Genomic DNA, 15,057 nt, shown 5'->3' with positions numbered 1-15,057 from the left:
GTGGGTCTGATCGACGGAATCATGGGCAATGCCGGGCGGCTCGATCCGGCGAAGGCCCAGCAGGAGTACGCCAAGCTGCTCGGCGCCGAGGAAAGCGTCTACGCGGCGTATCTGCTCGTTCGCGACGCGATCTTGTTCACCAACCGCCGGTTGATCCTGGTGGACAAGCAGGGCGTGACCGGGCGCAAGGTCAGCTATCACAGCGTGCCCTACCGGGCCATCACGCATTTCTCGGTCGAGACGGCGGGCACCTTCGATCTGGATGCCGAGCTCGTCATCTGGATCGCGGGCACCGCCGAACCCCTGCAGAAACGGTTCAACCGGCAGGTCGACATCTACGAGGTGCAGGGCATCCTGTCGCACTTCGCTGCGGCGTAGCGCGGGATACGCTGCGAGGCATGGCTTCTGTCTTCAGCGCGATCATCGAAGGTCAGCTCCCCGGCCGGTTCGTCTGGGCGGACGACGAATTCGTCGCCTTCCTGACCATCGCCCCGGTCACCCAGGGGCACACCCTGATCGTCCCGCGCAAGGAAATCGACCAGTGGCAGGACGTCGACGGGAGCACCTTCGCCCGCCTCAACGCCCTCGCCCAGACCATCGGCCAGGCCGTCCGCAAGGCCTTCGACGCCCCCCGCGCCGGCCTGCTCATCGCCGGCCTGGAAGTCCCCCACCTGCACCTGCACGTCTTCCCCGCCTACTCCATGGGCGACTTCGACATCTCCGGCGCCAACCCCGACCCCACCCCCGACTCCCTCGACGAAGCCCAAGCCAAGATCAAACAGGCCCTGCACGACCTCGGCCACTCCGCCCACGTCCCGGACTGAACCGAAGCACGAAAAAGGGTGGTCACCGGTGTGGTGACCACCCTTTTCTGCGTGAGCCCCCTGTCAGGATTGAACTGACGACCTTCGCTTTACAAGAGCGGTGCTCTACCACTGAGCTAAGGAGGCGGGTGAGCGGAGGACATCATAACCGGGCGCGCCGCCCGCGCGACACCGAGTAACGGTGCCGCGCACGGCGGCGGCTCAGCTTGCGGTCCCCGGCGCAGTATTCAGCTACCGCGGGTCAGGACTGGGCGCCCTGACGTGCCGCGTCATCGGCGGCCATGGCATCACGCAGGCTCTTCGGACGCATATCCGTCCAGTTCTTCTCGACATATTCGACGCAGGCGGCACGGCTGTCCTCGCCGAACACGACTCGCCACCCGGCCGGGACCTCGGCGAAAGCCGGCCACAGGGAATGCTGTTCTTCGTCGTTGACCAGAACGAAGAAGCGGCCGTCTTCGTCGTCGAAGGGGTTGGTGCTCAATTTCACCTCACTGGATACTGGCGCTGTGTATTGGACCGGCTCCTGGGCCCGTCCGGCGCCAAGCTTGTGCCACAGCACAAGTGGAGCGCCGGATGACTCCCCGAGCGTGTGTCGACCCTAGCAAGGCCGACGTTACCTGTAGGGGGTTACCTCATGCCGCGAAAAAATCGAGCAGGATCTTGTTGACCGCCTCCGGCCGTTCCAGGTATCCGAAGTGCCCCGCATCGGGAATCTCCTGGTAGCGCGCGCCCGGGATGGCGTCGGCAACCTCCCTGGACAGGTAGGGCGGGATCATCCGGTCGTCGGCGAAACCGACCGAAAGGCACGGCACGGTGATGCCACGGTATGCCTGGACCCGGTCGAAATCGTGGTCCATGCGGCGCTGAGCGCGGATACCCGGCGTCACCGGCCCACCCGTGAACTCGAACAGATCCAGCCAATCCCGGGCCGCGTTGGCGTTGGCCATCGTGGCCGGGGAGAGGTTCATCACGGCGGTCATCGCCGCCTCGTATTTCGCGGGCAGCTGCGCCCCGCTGGCGTCGAGGGCGTGCTCGCCGAGCGAGAGCGTCTTCTGGAACTGATCCAGCCGCCCGTGCCCGGCCATGAACACCGCCTTGCGCACCAGATCGGGCCGGGCCAGCGCCAGTTCCTGCGCCACCCGCGCGCCCATCGAGGTCCCGACGACCAGCGCCGGACCCTCGCCGAGCAGCTCGATCAGGGCCGCGGTGTCGGCGACCAGCTCATCGATGTGGATGCCGCCGGCGCCTTCGAAGGTGGGCGCGATGCCGCGGTTGTCGAAGGTGCACACGCGGTATCCGGCGGCGAGCAACGCGGGTACCTGATGTAATTCCCAGACCCGTCCGGGGCTGCCCGTGCCCATGATCATCACGACCAGCGGGCCCCCGCCCTTGACGTCGGTGCCCTTGGCCCGGTCACCCTTGACCTGGTAGTTGAGGGGAATTCCGTTTACCGTGGCCAGCGGCATTGTCGACCCTTTCGTGGAGTTGATGCTGGCCCCCACGGTATAGGGAGCCGCGAGAGGCCGCCGAAGCCATATACCATTGACTATTCGCACGTACGAGCGTAATGAGCCGGGAGGAAAAGAGATGGCCGCGAAGGGCAGCGCGAACGACATCGCGGACGACGAACTGGAACCACTCGCCGACGAAACCGCACGTCAGGCCCAGCGCGTTGTCGCGGCCTACGCTGAGGACGCCGACGAGTGCCGGATGTTGCTGTCGATGCTGGGCATCACTCCGGTCGGTCGCGGCGAATAACGGACTGGGCGGCCGGGTAATACCCGACCACCGTTCGACGACAACGGCGCCGTCGATCTCAACCCCTTGCGTCACCCTCACCGGGCACCGCGACGCGCGAAGGATGCGTGAATGGACCAGATGACCGACCAGCCGTCCGACGACTCCGAGCACCCCCGGTCCGATGCGGGACCGGCGGCGGGCGGGGCGGGCTCCGGCTTCGTCGTCGTCGCCAACCGCCTCCCGGTCGACCTCGAGCGACTACCCGACGGCACCTCCCGCTGGAAACGCAGCCCGGGTGGCCTGGTCACCGCGCTGGAACCAGTCCTGCGGATGAACAAGGGCGCCTGGGTCGGCTGGGCCGGCGTGCCCGATGTCGATGTCGACCCGATCATCGAGGACGGCCTGGAACTGCATCCGGTGCCGCTGACCTCCCAGGAGGTCGCCGACTACTACGAGGGCTTCTCCAACGGCACCCTGTGGCCGCTCTACCACGACGTGATCGTGCGCCCCACCTATGACCGCGTCTGGTGGGCCGCCTACGTCAACGTGAACCGCCGCTTCGCCGAGGCCACCGCCAAGGTGGCCGCCGAGGGCGCCACCGTCTGGGTGCAGGACTACCAGTTGCAGCTGGTCCCGAAGATGCTGCGCATGCTGCGTCCGGATCTGACCATCGGCTTCTTCCTGCACATCCCGTTCCCGCCGGTCGAGCTGTTCATGCAGATGCCGTGGCGGACCGAGATCATCGAGGGCCTGCTCGGCGCGGATCTGATCGGTTTCCACCTACCCGGCGGCGCCCAGAACTTCCTCTATCTGGCGCGCCGGCTGGCCGGCCAGCCCACCTCGCGCGGCACCGTCGGTGTGCGCTCCAAGCTGGGCGTGGTGCAGGTCGGTTTCCGCACGGTCCGGGTCGGCGCGTTCCCGATCTCGATCGCCTCGGCCGAGATGGACGAGCTGTCCCGGCGCAAATCGGTGCGCGACCGGGCCGCGAAGATCCGGGCGGAGCTGGGCAATCCGAAGCACATCCTGCTCGGCGTCGACCGGCTCGACTACACCAAGGGCATCGACATCCGGCTCAACGCGCTGGAGGAATTGCTCGTCGAGGGCCGGATCGACCCGGCCGACACGGTGATGGTCCAGCTGGCCACCCCGAGCCGCGAGCGCGTCGAGTCCTACATCCAGATGCGCGGCGATATCGAACGCCAGGTGGGCCGGATCAACGGCGAGTTCGCCGAGGTCGGGCACCCGGTCGTGCACTATCTGCACCGGCCGATCGCGCGCGAGGAGCTGATCGCCTTCTTCGTGGCGGCCGACGTCATGCTGGTGACTCCGCTGCGCGACGGCATGAACCTGGTCGCCAAGGAGTACGTGGCCTGCCACAGCGGCCTCAACGGCACCCTGGTGCTGAGCGAATTCACCGGCGCCGCAGCGGAATTACGCCAGTCCTACCTGTGCAACCCGCACGATCTGGACAGCGTGAAGGACGCCATCGTCTCGGCCATCGAGGACGAGCGCGACACCAAGCGCCGCCGCATGCGCTCGCTGCGCCGCCAGGTGCTGGCCCACGACGTGGATCGCTGGGCCCGCTCGTTCCTGGAGGCGCTGGCCCAGGATCAGGTGGCGGGTAGCGCGCTGCTCACCGACGACGACGTGTACCCGGAGGAGCGGTCGCCGCGGCGGTAGGGCGTTCACAGGAACCTCCCAGCCTGGGTCCAGCTACTTCGCAGTGGGTTGGCGCAGGATGTAGGTCGTGACAGCATCGCGAAGCGATCCAGTGAGGGGTGGCGGTCGGGCGACGGGTGGGCGAGCTGCGTCTGCCGAGTCGCCCGAGGCCCGGGTGCTGGTCGTCGATGACGAGCCGATGATCGTCGAGCTGCTCGCCGTCAGCCTGCGCTATCAGGGCTTCGAGGTGGAGACGGCGGCCGACGGCGCGCAGGCCCTGGACCGGGCGCGCGTCTTCCGGCCGGACGCGCTGATCGTCGACGTGATGATGCCGGGGATGGACGGCTTCGGCCTGCTCCCCCGGCTGCGCGCCGACGGTGTCGACGCCCCCGTGCTGTTCCTGACCGCGCGCGACGAGGTCCAGGACAAGGTGGCCGGACTGACCCTGGGCGCGGACGACTACATCACCAAACCGTTCAGCCTGGAAGAGGTGGTGGCCCGGCTGCGGGTGGTGCTGCGCCGCGCCGGGCACGGTTCGCCGGAACCGGTGCACACACGCCTGCGCTTCGAGGACATCGAATTGGACGATGACACGCACGAGGTGTGGAAGGCGGGCGAGCCGGTTGCTCTGTCCCCCACCGAGTTCACGCTGCTGCGCTACTTCATGGTCAACGCGGGCACGGTGCTGAGCAAGCCGCGGATCCTGGATCACGTGTGGCGCTACGACTTCGGCGGCGAGGTCGGCGTGGTGGAGACCTACGTGTCGTATCTGCGCAAGAAGATCGACACCGGTGAGCAGCGGTTGATCCACACCCTGCGCGGCGTGGGATATGTGATGCGGAAGCCGCGCGGATGAGCACCGAGCGCGTGCTCGCTCCGAAGCCCTTCCGGAAGACTTACGTGCCCAGGGCATCTCGGCCGCGGCCGGGCCGGATCCAGCGCGCGCGGCAGGCGATCGGCCGCGGGTTCGGCGCGATCCCCTTGCGCATCACCTTGGTCCTGGCCCTGGTCGCGCTGGCGGCGCTGGGCCTGCTTGCCTCGGGCATGGCGGTCACCTCGGCGTTCGAGAAGTCGCTGCTCGATCAGACCGATCAGCAGTTGCGCGAGGCCGGGATGTCGCGCGTGACGATCGCGCGCCCGGCATCGCCGAGCCAGACGGTCGATCTGCGCACCCCGCCGAGCCCCTTCTATATCGTCACCGAGAATCGCAGTGGCACCGGCGATCTCGTTCTCAAGCCGTTCGGCGTCGATGCCCGTCCGGACCTGACCCAGATCCACGGGCCGCGGGCGATGACCGTCGGCTCGCTCGACGACGCCACGGTGCAGTGGCGCGCCCTCGAGCTGCGGGCCGGCGAGACCACCACCACCGTGGCGGTGCCGCTCACTCAGAACGACAACACCGTGCACCGGCTTGTCATGTTGCAGTTGATGATCGGCGCGGCCATCCTGGCCGTGCTCGCGGTGCTCGCCTATTTCGTCATCCAGCGCAGCCTGCGCCCGCTGGGCCGGGTGGAGAACATCGCCGCCGCCATCGCCCGCGGTGACCTGTTCCGCCGGGTTCCGGTGCGCGGCACCAACACCGAGGTCGATCGTCTCTCGCAATCGCTGAACGGCATGCTCGCCCAGATCCAGTCGGCCTTCGCCGCCACCGAGGCCTCGGAGGCCTCGGCCCGCGAATCCGAGGCCACCATGCGCCGTTTCGTCGCCGACGCCAGCCACGAACTGCGCACGCCGCTGACCACGATTCGCGGCTTCGCGGAGCTGTATCGCCAAGGCGCCAATGATGATCCGGCCCGGTTCATGGACCGGATCGAGCACGAGGCACAGCGGATGGGCCTGCTCGTGGAAGATCTCTTGATGCTGGCCCGCCTGGACGCCCAGCGCCCCCTCGAACTCGGCCCGGTGGACCTGCTGGCCCTGGCCAGCGACGCCGTGCACAACGCCCGCGCCCGCGCCGCCGCGGCCCGCCCGGACGCCCCGCGCCGCCCGATCGAACTCGAAGTCCATTCGGGCGAGGGCACATTGGAGATCACCGGTGACGAGACGCGGTTGCGCCAGGTCCTGGCCAACCTCGTCGACAACGCCCTGACCCACACCCCGCCGGCGGCCGCGGTCACCGTCCATCTCACCCCGGAATCGAACGAGGTGCTGCTCCGGGTCGCCGACACAGGCCCCGGTCTCCCCGCCGATCAGGCGGCCCGCATCTTCGAACGCTTCTATCGCACCGACGGCTCGCGCACCCGCACCAGCGGCGGTACCGGACTGGGTCTGTCCATCGTCCAGGCCCTGGTCACCGCGCACCGCGGCAAGGTCACGGTCGACAGCGCGGAGGGCGAAGGCACCACCTTCACCGTCCGGCTGCCCCGGGAGCAGGACTAGACCGGCGTGACCGCGTCGACCAGCCAGCCGCTGTCGGACTTGTCCAGGGTGACCCGGACCCGACTGCCGGTGGTGGTGCCCTGCGGGGTGTCCTTGCTGGTGGTCACCTGATTGAGGAACAGCAGCACCACGGCGTGATCGGCCTCGGCGGAGACGACGCCGCCGGCCTGCGCGGTAGCGCGCACGGTGAGCTGCTTGTCCTTGGCGCCGGGCGCGATGGCCTGGTTGATCAGCTTGAGGTAGTCCTCGCGGAATTTCGGCGAGAGCGCGTCGGCGGCCTTCGGCAGTTCCTTGTCGACGGTGTTGAAGTCGTAGGTGAACATGGCGGCCACCGAGCGGCTGGCCACCTCGACGACCTCGCCGCGCGCCTGTTCGACGCGCTCGCCGTCCCAATAGCGGTAACCGTTGATGCCCATGATGACCAGTGCGGCGGCGACCAGCACCCCGGCGATGGCGGCGGTGATCAGGCCGCGGGTTCCGAGTTTCATGCCACGAACTCCACATTCGACGCGGACATCCCGGAATCGGTGCGATTCACGGTGATCCGGAACCGGTAGAACCGGGTCTGCGGGTCGTTGGAGCCCGCGTTGGTCAGGGTCTGCTTGGCGGCCACCAGCACCACGGCCTGGTTCTCGTCGTCGCGCACCAGCGCGGCCTCGATGATCTCGCCGTTGGACACGACCTTGGCCTGCTGCACGATCTGCAGGAACGGATCGACGCGGCCGTCGAATTCGGTCTTGAACTTGCCGGAGGCGGTGGCCAGGATCCGGTCCACGTCTTCCTTGGCCGAGTCGGCGCGGATGGTGGTCAGATTCAGCACCGCCTGGCGGGCGGCCTGCAGGTATTCGGTCCGGCGGTCCTCGCGGACGCTGTTGTCGTGGATCAGGTAGAACGAGACGCCCGCGCCGACCATGAGGGCCAGCACCAGCACGACACTCGCGGCCACCGCCACGATCCGGCGCGCGCCCGGCTTCTTGCGGGCGGGCTTCGGAGAGTCGCCGGACTTCGGGAATGCGAGGAAGTCGGCGGCGGCGGGGACCGTTGCCGTCTCGGCCGTCGGCGCTGCCTCGGCGTCCTTGGTCAGCGCGACCTTCGCGGTGTCGGCGGCGGGCGGTTCCGGAGTCGGTTCGGACGCCCGCTGCTGCGGAGCGGGCTGCCCCTCGGCAACGGCGGGACTGGTTTCCGTGGCCTTCGCGGACCCGGTCTCCTCGACCGGTGGCCCGGCCGCCCGGCCCGCACGACGTCGGGTGCGGGGTGTCTCACCGTTGTTCTGGGTCATCGTTGTTGCTCCTCGAACATGGCCTGCCAGCTCGCCGGAATCGCGCCCGATCCGCCGGGCCCGACATCGCCTTGCCGGTAGGTTCTACCGTCGGTACCGATGTACACCCCGGTTTCCGGGTCGTAGCTCCGAGCCGCCGCGGGTGTCTGGCCACCATAGGCCGCCGGTGCGACCGGCGTCACATCCGGGGTTTGCGGATCGGTTGCGGGCTGGGTCGGGGTGACCGGCCCGTAGAGCGGGTTGTCGCCTTCGGGGACGTACCCGGTCCGGCACAGCTCCGGGGTCGGCGCACGCCGGCCGGGGAACTCCGCGCACGGGGTGTTGCGGATGCCGCGCACGCTGATCGGCGAATCCTGCGGCACCTTGCAGTACAGCCCGGGCGGGCTGTCGGTGAAGCTGAGGTCCGCGGGCGAGCGGCGCTCCTCCGCGGTCAGGAAGCCAGTGGTGCAGGCGGGCGGATCATTCACTATCGCTTGGAAATTCACCATCGCGCCGTACTTGGACGGGCCGCGGATGATGGTCTTGAGCGCCGCGATCAGCGGCGGGAAGACCACCATGATCTGTTCCAGCCCAGCGTGATACGTGACGCCGACCTGCCCGAGGCTGACCAGATTGTTCAGCAGCAGCGGCAGCGTGGGCCGCAGCGACTCGAACTGCGCGCTCACCGTCTGCATGGCCGAGGGGCCGTCGCGCAGGATGCCGCGCAGCGACGGATCATGCTGGCGCAGTTGATCGGTCACCGTCGCGAGGTCCTGGGTCCAGGACCGGATGGCGGCGTCGGATTCGATCTGGGTGTCCAGCAGCGGACCGATCTGATCGAGCAGCTTCTTGGTCGGCTCGGCGCTGTTGTTCGCCTCCTGGATCAGCAGCGCGGCCGAGTCGATGAAGCGCTGCAGATCCGGGCCTGCGCCGTTGAAGGCCTGGAAGGCCTCGTCGATGACCAGCCGCAGCCGGGTGTCGGCGACGGTGGACAGCAGCCGGTCGCTCTGGTCGAGCAGGCTGCCGACATCCTGGGGCAGCCGGGTGCGATCCTGCGCGATCACCGCGCCGTCGGCGAGGTTGCCGCCCTGGGGATTCTCGGCCGGCACCAGGTCGACATACTGCTCGCCGATCGCGGATACGCTGCGCACCCAGGCGAAGACATCGACCGGGATCTTCTGGTCACTGTCGATGGAGAGTTTCGCCTCGACCCCGTCCGGGGTGAGCACGACCGCCTCCACCTTGCCGATGTTGGTGCCGCGGTAGGCCACATTGGCGGTCTCGTAGAGCCCGCCGGTGGCGGCCAGGCGCACCGTCACGTCGTAGCGGCCGATGCCGAGCATCGCGGGCACCTGCACGTAGACCCCGCCCATGACCACCAGGCCGATCACGGTGAGCACGGCGAAGATGACGAGCTGGGTCCGGACGAAGCGTGTCAGCGTCATCGCGGACCTCCTGCGGGGGCGGGGTTCTCCAGCGGGACCGTCAGCCCGGGAATGGCGGGCAGACCGGGGATCGCGGGCAGACCGGGAATGGTCGGCGTCGGGGTGGCGCTGGGCGCCAGCGGCGCCGTGGCCGGGTTGCCGCCGTCGGTGGCGGTGGTGGGCGCGAAGCTGCCGACGACGCCTTCCGGGCCACCGAAGCGGCCGCCGAGCGGCGTGCCGGACAGCCAGTTGGCGTCCAGCCGCTTTCCGGTCAGGTCGACGGTGATCCACAGGTTCATGTAGTCACCCTTGATCGCCTTGGTGATGTTCTTCATCGGGAAGGGGAAGGTCGGCAGGATCTTCAGCGCTTCGATGAGGTTGTTGCCGGTGTTGGACAGCGTGTCCAGGATCGGCGAGAGGTTGGCCAGGTTGGTCTTGAGGTCCTCGCCGCTGGCGTCGATGATCCGGTCGGCGACATCGCTGAGATCGCCGAGCGCGTTGACCGCGTCGGTGATGCTCTTGGTGCGGTCGGCCAGAACGGTGAGCGCCGGGTGGATCTCGTCGATGGCCTTGCCGATGACATCGCGCTGCTCGGCCAGTTGACCGCCCAGGTAGTCCAGGCCCTCCATGGCCCGGATGATGTCGCCGGTCTGCTGGTTCAGGCCGGTGGTCAGCGTGTTCAGCTGCGGCAGCAGGTCGCGGATGTCGTTCTCGCGGCCGTGCAGGGCCGTATTCAGCTCGCGCGTAATGGTTTCCAGCTGCGAGATGCCGCCGCCGTTGAGCACCACCGACAGCGAGGACAGCACCTGCTCGGTGGTCGGGTAGGCCCCGGCCCGCTCCAGCGGGATGATGTCGCCGCCTTTGAGCTGCCCCACCGGCGCGATGTCGGTCGGCTCGGCCAGTTCGACGTGATTGCTGCCCAGCAGACTGGTCTGCCCGATCTTGGCCACCGCGTTGGCGGGCAGGCGCACATCGGGGTGCAGCGCGACGGTGACCAGCGCGTGCCAGCCCTCGACCTCGATGCCGGTCACGGTCCCGACCGTCACGTCCGACACCCGGACCGGCGAATTCCGGGTCAGGGTGGTGACATTCGGCATCTGGATGCGCACTTCGTAAGCGCCGTCGGCGACTTCGGCGCCGGGCAGCGGCATCGAGTTCAGCCCGTCCCATTCACAGCCGGAGACCGACAGCGTCACCGCGGCGCCCAGCGCGAGCGCCACGACGCGCCTGCGCGAATTGCCGATCATCGGGTTCCTCCTGGAATGGCAAGCCCGGCAACGCCGTTGGGTACGGACACCTCGGGGGCGGACTGACCCGACTGGTCGGCCTGACCGGCCAGCCCCGGCGGGCTGTAGACCAGCTGGTTCGGGAAGGCGTGCACGCCGGTCGCGGGGTTGGTCATGATCGGCGCGTAGTTCATCGCGACCGAGCTGATCACCGGGGCGATCATTTCCGCGCACAGCTGGGCGCTGCGGGCGGAGTCGTTGTTCTCGATGGCCTCGATCGAGCCGCACAGGAAGCTGAGCGGGTCGGCCGGATTGTTCAGCGCGACAGCGCCGCCGAGGGTGCCCTGGGCCGGACTGTAGATCTGATAGAAGTTCACCAGCGCCGTCGGGCCGGAGTGCAGCACCCGCTCGATCTCGGGCCGCTTGTCCAGCAGGATCTGGGTGACCGAGGCCAGGCGCGACATGCCCTCGGTGAGTTCACCGCCGCTGCCCTCGATGAAGCGCTTTACATCCGCCAGCGCGATATCCAGGTTGTCCAGCCCCGCCCCGAGATCGGAGGAGGTGTCGGCGAGTACGTCGGTGACCGAGGCCAGGCGCCCGCCGAACTGCACGATCTGCTCGTTGCTGGCCGAGAGCACCTCGACGAACTTCTGCAGGTTGCGAACGGTGCCGAAGAGGTCGGTGCGGCCGTCGGAGAGCGTGCCCAGCGTCGCCGAGAGCTCGCGCAGGGTGTCGCGGAACTTCTGGCCGTTGCCGTCGATATTGTCGGCCGCGGTGTTGAGGAAGCGCCCGAACGAGCCCTGCGTGTCGTCGCCGACCGGCCCCAGAGTTGTTGCCAGCTTGGACAGTTCGGCCTTGATGTCGTCCCATTCGACCGGCACCGCGGTGCGCTCGATCGGGATCTCGGCATCGTCGGCCATTTTCGGGCCGCCGGTGTAGGCCGGCGCCAGCTGGATGAATCGCGCCGAGACCAGGGACGGCGAGATGATCACGGCCTTGGCGTCGGCCGGCAGGTCGACGCCGCGATCCAGCGTCACGTCCACCTTGACCCGTTCCCGGCCCGGCTCGATCGCGTCGATCTGGCCGACCTTCACCCCGAGCACCCGCACGTCGTCCCCGACGTAGAGCCCGTTGGTGGACGGGAAGTACGCCGTGATGGTGGTCTTGCCGATCCGCGCCACGCCGTTGTACACCCCCACCACCACCAGAGCGGCGACCAGCACACCGGCTACCACCAGCACCCAGCGCGGCAGCTTGGCGACCTTGTTCTGCAACGTCATCGCGGCGGATCCTCTTCTGACGGTCTGATGGTGGTGAGGGGATTCGGCTCGAGGAACATCGTGCGCAGGCTCTCGGGCAGATGCTGCGGCCACGCCATGGCGTCGGCCAGCACCTGCAGCGCCGGCGAGGTCGCGTTGACCACGTAGGCGTTGAACCACGGGCCGCTGCCGACCTGCTCACCGAGCGCGGCCGCGTAGGGCCCGAGGCCGTCGAGCGCGTCATGGATGTTCTGCTTGTTGCGCTCGAGCACCGCCAGCACCGAATTCAACCGGTCCAGCGTGTTCTTCAGCTGGGGCTCGTTGTCGTTGACCAGCCCGGTCAGCTGCTGGGCGATCCCGTTCACGTTCACGATCAGCTGGCCGATGGCGGCGCGCCGGCGGTCCAGCTCACCGAGCAGGTTGTTGCCGTCGAGCAGCAGCGCGTTGAGCTGATTGCTGCGGTCGGCCAGGATCTTGGTGACGCTCTGGGCCCGGGTGAGCAGCTGGGTGAGTGCCTCGTCGCGGGCATTGATGCTGCGCGACAACGCGGTAACCCCGTCCAGCGCCGAACGCAGCGGCGCCGGGGTGTCGGCGAAGGTTTCCGAGAGCGCGTCCAGGGTCTTGTCGACCTGCTGCATGTCCAGGCCCTGCACCGTCGCGCCCAATTCGCTGAGCGCGTCGTTGAGCGAGTACGGCGAGGTGGTGCGGTCCAGGGGGATGGTGTCCTTGGCGCGCAACGCTCCGTGCCCGGCCGGGGTGACCTCGAGCGACTTGCGCCCGAGCACCGTGTTCGTCTTGATCGCGGCCGAGGACTTGTCCCCCAGCACGATCGCCTCGTCCAGGCTGAACTTCACCAGCACTTTCGCGCCGTCCAGCTCGACCTTGTCGACCTCGCCGGTGCGCACGCCCGCGACCTGCACCGCGTCGCCGGGCACCAGCCCGCCGGCGTCGGCGAAGTACGCGGTGAAGTTCGCGCCGCCGCGGATGAAGGGCAGCTGTGTGAACTGCAACGCCGTCAGCGAGATACACACCGCGACCACGATGCCGACGACTCCGATGGTGATGGCCGGAGATCTCTTGGATTCAGCCATCGCTGGCACACCTTCCGGTCGTCTGCCCGCCCGGCAGGGTCATCTCGATCGGCTTGCCGTCCGGTCCGTCCACGAGCAACCAGGTGCCGCAGATGTAGAGCTGCAGGAACGAGCCGTAGGAGCCGATCCGGATCAGCTTCTTGTAGGTGTCGGGCAGTCGCTCGAGCACCCAGTCCAGGGTGTCGCTGCCGTTGTCGAGGTTGGTGGACAGGCGCCCGAGATTGCCGATGGTGCCCGCCAGATCCGGCCGGGCCTGGGCCAGCAGGTCGGTCAGGTCGCCGGTGGCGCCCGCGATGCGCGGGATCGCGTCGCCGATCGGATCCTTGTTCTCCGACAGACCGGTGATCAGGCGCTGCAATTCGTCCAGCGTGGTGGCGAATTGGTCCCCGCGCTGATCGATCGTGGCCAGCACCGTGTTCAGGTTGTTGATCACGTTGCCGATCAGCTGGTCCCGCTCGGACAGCGTCTTGGCGAAGGAGCCGCCGCTGTTCAGCAGCGACACCAGGGTGCCGCCCTGGCCCTGGAAGATCTGCAGCAGCGCGCTGGTCAGGTCGTTGACCTGCCCCGGATCCAGTCCGCGCAGCAGTGGTTTGAAACCGCCGAGCAGCATGTCCAGATCCAAGGCGGGCGCGGTCTTGTCCTTGCCGATGGTGCCGCCCGAGCGCAGGGTGTCCGCGGTGCCCGGCCCCTCCAGCAGTTCCATATAGCGGTCGCCGACCAGGTTCTCGTACTTGATCGTGGCGCGGGTGCTGGTGAGCAGCCGGTACCGGCGGTCCACATCGAATTCGACGTGCGCGAGATTGTCCTTGCCGACCTTCACCGAGGTGACCGAGCCGACGGGCACGCCCGCGATGCGGACCTTCGAGCCGGGCAGCATGCCCGAGGAACTGGTGAACACCGCCTGATAGCCGTGCTCCCGGGAGAAACGCATCTGACTGAACACGACCACCAGGCCGGCGAAGATCAGCGTCATCACCAGCGTGAAGATCGCCAATTTTACTGTCGTCGCGGTGTTTTTCACGGCTTCGGCACCCCCGGCAGGCCAGCGAACAGAATTTGGAAGACCTTGGGCTGGTTCTCGTGGAAGCGCGGCGGTGTCGCGTTCGGCACGTACGGGCCGCCCTCGCTGGTGTCGGTGACGACGTAGTCGGAATGACTCTCCGGCGTCCGATTGGTCACGCCCGCGCAGTGCGGGCCGCCGGTGGCGTTCACCTTCGGCAGGTCGTTCGGATAGGTGTAGGGCTTGGAGCCCAGCTGGAAGTTGGTGTTCATGCCGACGCCGTCGTACATCCCGCCGAAGATCTCCTCGGCCAGCGGCATCAGCTCGCCGATGCCGTTGATCAGGCATTCGGTGGCGGGGTTGTAGTCGTAGAGCAGCTGAACGGTCGGCGTCATCAGATCCAGCGCCGTGATCAGCCGGGTCTCGTTGTCGCGCAGCACCGAACCGGTGGTGTCGGCCAGGCCGATCACGTTGGTCAGCAGCTCGTCGACGTTGCCGGCCTCCTCGGCGAAGGTGCGGCTGGTGGTGGTGGCGTTGTTCATCACGGCCAGGAAGTCCTGGGCGGTGTCGCCGTAGATGCCGGTGACCTCGGCGGTCTTGCCCAGATCCTGTTGCAGGGTGGGCAGATACGGGTTCAGGGTGTCGCGCAGGTAGGAGTTGCTGGTCGACATCAGCTCGCCCAGCTTCTGGCCCCGGCCCTCCAGCGCGGTGCCCAGCGCGGCCATGGTCGCGTTCAGCTTGTCCGGCTCCACCTTGGCCAGCAGGTCGGTCAGATGCTGGAACAGGGTGTTGAATTCGACGGTCACCTTCGAGGCGGCGATGATCGCGCCCGGCCGCAGCGCGGATTTCGAAGGCTGTTCCGGAACAATGAAATTCACGTACTTGGCGCCGAACACGGTGGTGGAACGAATATCCACCGTCGCGTTGTCGGGCACCAATTTGAGCTGATCGGGGTCGATCTCCAGGCGTAGTCGCGCGGACTCGTTCGAGTGCTCGACCGAGGCGACCCGGCCGATCTCGACGCCGCGCACCTTCACCTTGGCATCGGTGTCGAGCACCAGGCCGCTGCGCGGCGCGGTGATGGTGACGGTCTCGGTCGAGGTGAACCCACCCGCGAACATGACCATCGCCAACGCGACGAGGGCGGCCAGCGTGAGCACCATTGCGGCGCCGGCCAATTTGAGCTTCATGGTT

General features: G+C 67.9%; 16 protein-coding genes and 1 tRNA gene. 6 read left to right on the top strand and 11 right to left on the bottom strand.

What is annotated here, in order from left to right; all coding sequences use genetic code 11:
• Together AB0H76_RS27305 and AB0H76_RS27300 are read left to right on the top strand one after the other, a co-directional pair.
• Positions 1-378 carry a PH domain-containing protein gene (locus AB0H76_RS27305; protein WP_357329488.1) on the top strand — a complete coding sequence of 126 codons (378 nt, stop codon included), beginning with the start codon at positions 1-3 and terminating at the stop codon, positions 376-378.
• A gap of 20 nt (positions 379-398) precedes the next feature.
• Positions 399-824, top strand: coding sequence for an HIT family protein (locus AB0H76_RS27300; RefSeq protein ID WP_357329486.1), 426 nt, complete (start codon positions 399-401; stop codon positions 822-824).
• 54 nt (positions 825-878) lie between these two features.
• On the opposite strand, the gene AB0H76_RS27295 is transcribed toward AB0H76_RS27300, so the two are convergent.
• The 3 genes from AB0H76_RS27295 to AB0H76_RS27285 all read right to left on the bottom strand — a co-directional run bounded on the left by AB0H76_RS27295 (position 879) and on the right by AB0H76_RS27285 (position 2,293).
• A tRNA-Thr gene (locus AB0H76_RS27295) sits at positions 879-950 on the bottom strand.
• A 115-nt stretch (positions 951-1,065) separates the two neighbouring features.
• Entirely contained in the window at positions 1,066-1,308 is a 243-nt protein-coding gene (locus AB0H76_RS27290) for an MbtH family protein (protein ID WP_011207082.1), read from the bottom strand.
• A gap of 151 nt (positions 1,309-1,459) precedes the next feature.
• A complete protein-coding gene (locus AB0H76_RS27285) occupies positions 1,460-2,293 on the bottom strand; it encodes an alpha/beta hydrolase (protein WP_357329484.1) in 834 nt (277 codons plus the stop codon).
• Positions 2,294-2,414: 121 nt separating this feature from the next.
• Between AB0H76_RS27285 and AB0H76_RS27280 the strand changes: the two genes are divergently transcribed.
• The 4 genes from AB0H76_RS27280 to AB0H76_RS27265 all read left to right on the top strand — a co-directional run bounded on the left by AB0H76_RS27280 (position 2,415) and on the right by AB0H76_RS27265 (position 6,605).
• A complete protein-coding gene (locus AB0H76_RS27280; RefSeq protein WP_357329482.1) occupies positions 2,415-2,585 on the top strand; it encodes a hypothetical protein in 171 nt (56 codons plus the stop codon).
• A gap of 111 nt (positions 2,586-2,696) precedes the next feature.
• Positions 2,697-4,247 carry a trehalose-6-phosphate synthase gene (locus tag AB0H76_RS27275; protein WP_357329480.1) on the top strand — a complete coding sequence of 517 codons (1,551 nt, stop codon included), beginning with the start codon at positions 2,697-2,699 and terminating at the stop codon, positions 4,245-4,247.
• Between the two features lie 91 nt (positions 4,248-4,338).
• Positions 4,339-5,082: a response regulator transcription factor gene (locus AB0H76_RS27270; protein ID WP_357329928.1), complete on the top strand. Its 744-nt coding sequence runs from the start codon at positions 4,339-4,341 to the stop codon at positions 5,080-5,082.
• Positions 5,079-6,605 (top strand): HAMP domain-containing sensor histidine kinase, encoded by a 1,527-nt coding sequence (locus AB0H76_RS27265; protein ID WP_357329478.1) that lies wholly within the window; start codon positions 5,079-5,081, stop codon positions 6,603-6,605. The genes AB0H76_RS27270 and AB0H76_RS27265 overlap by 4 nt, the downstream gene beginning before the upstream one ends.
• On the opposite strand, the gene AB0H76_RS27260 is transcribed toward AB0H76_RS27265, so the two are convergent.
• From AB0H76_RS27260 to AB0H76_RS27225, 8 genes are read right to left on the bottom strand one after another with little or no spacing between them, the layout of a single operon-like run.
• Positions 6,602-7,093, bottom strand: coding sequence for a h domain protein (locus AB0H76_RS27260; protein ID WP_357329476.1), 492 nt, complete (start codon positions 7,091-7,093; stop codon positions 6,602-6,604). The two genes, AB0H76_RS27265 and AB0H76_RS27260, sit on opposite strands and share 4 nt — an antisense overlap.
• A complete protein-coding gene (locus AB0H76_RS27255; RefSeq protein WP_357329474.1) occupies positions 7,090-7,884 on the bottom strand; it encodes a hypothetical protein in 795 nt (264 codons plus the stop codon). Before AB0H76_RS27255 ends, AB0H76_RS27260 begins: the two co-directional genes overlap by 4 nt.
• Positions 7,881-9,308 (bottom strand): MlaD family protein, encoded by a 1,428-nt coding sequence (locus AB0H76_RS27250; protein ID WP_357329472.1) that lies wholly within the window; start codon positions 9,306-9,308, stop codon positions 7,881-7,883. Before AB0H76_RS27250 ends, AB0H76_RS27255 begins: the two co-directional genes overlap by 4 nt.
• A complete protein-coding gene (locus AB0H76_RS27245) occupies positions 9,305-10,534 on the bottom strand; it encodes an MCE family protein (protein WP_357329470.1) in 1,230 nt (409 codons plus the stop codon). Before AB0H76_RS27245 ends, AB0H76_RS27250 begins: the two co-directional genes overlap by 4 nt.
• On the bottom strand, positions 10,531-11,793 hold the full coding sequence (locus AB0H76_RS27240) for an MCE family protein (protein WP_357329469.1): 1,263 nt from the start codon (positions 11,791-11,793) through the stop codon (positions 10,531-10,533). The genes AB0H76_RS27245 and AB0H76_RS27240 overlap by 4 nt, the downstream gene beginning before the upstream one ends.
• The gene (locus AB0H76_RS27235; protein WP_357329467.1) at positions 11,790-12,863 is read right to left on the bottom strand and encodes an MCE family protein; all 1,074 of its coding nucleotides are present in this window, start codon (positions 12,861-12,863) and stop codon (positions 11,790-11,792) included. Before AB0H76_RS27235 ends, AB0H76_RS27240 begins: the two co-directional genes overlap by 4 nt.
• Positions 12,856-13,884 (bottom strand): MCE family protein, encoded by a 1,029-nt coding sequence (locus AB0H76_RS27230; protein ID WP_357329465.1) that lies wholly within the window; start codon positions 13,882-13,884, stop codon positions 12,856-12,858. The genes AB0H76_RS27235 and AB0H76_RS27230 overlap by 8 nt, the downstream gene beginning before the upstream one ends.
• Positions 13,881-15,053, bottom strand: a complete 1,173-nt coding sequence (locus tag AB0H76_RS27225; protein WP_357329463.1) for an MCE family protein — start codon at positions 15,051-15,053, stop codon at positions 13,881-13,883. Before AB0H76_RS27225 ends, AB0H76_RS27230 begins: the two co-directional genes overlap by 4 nt.
• Positions 15,054-15,057: the final 4 nt, after the last annotated feature.

Source organism: Nocardia sp. NPDC050712 (assembly GCF_040654295.1).
In the GTDB taxonomy this organism is placed as follows: Bacteria; Actinomycetota; Actinomycetes; order Mycobacteriales; family Mycobacteriaceae; genus Nocardia.
The sequence above is the reverse complement of the archived record's forward strand: the minus strand, read 5'-3'. Positions and strand labels throughout refer to the sequence as shown.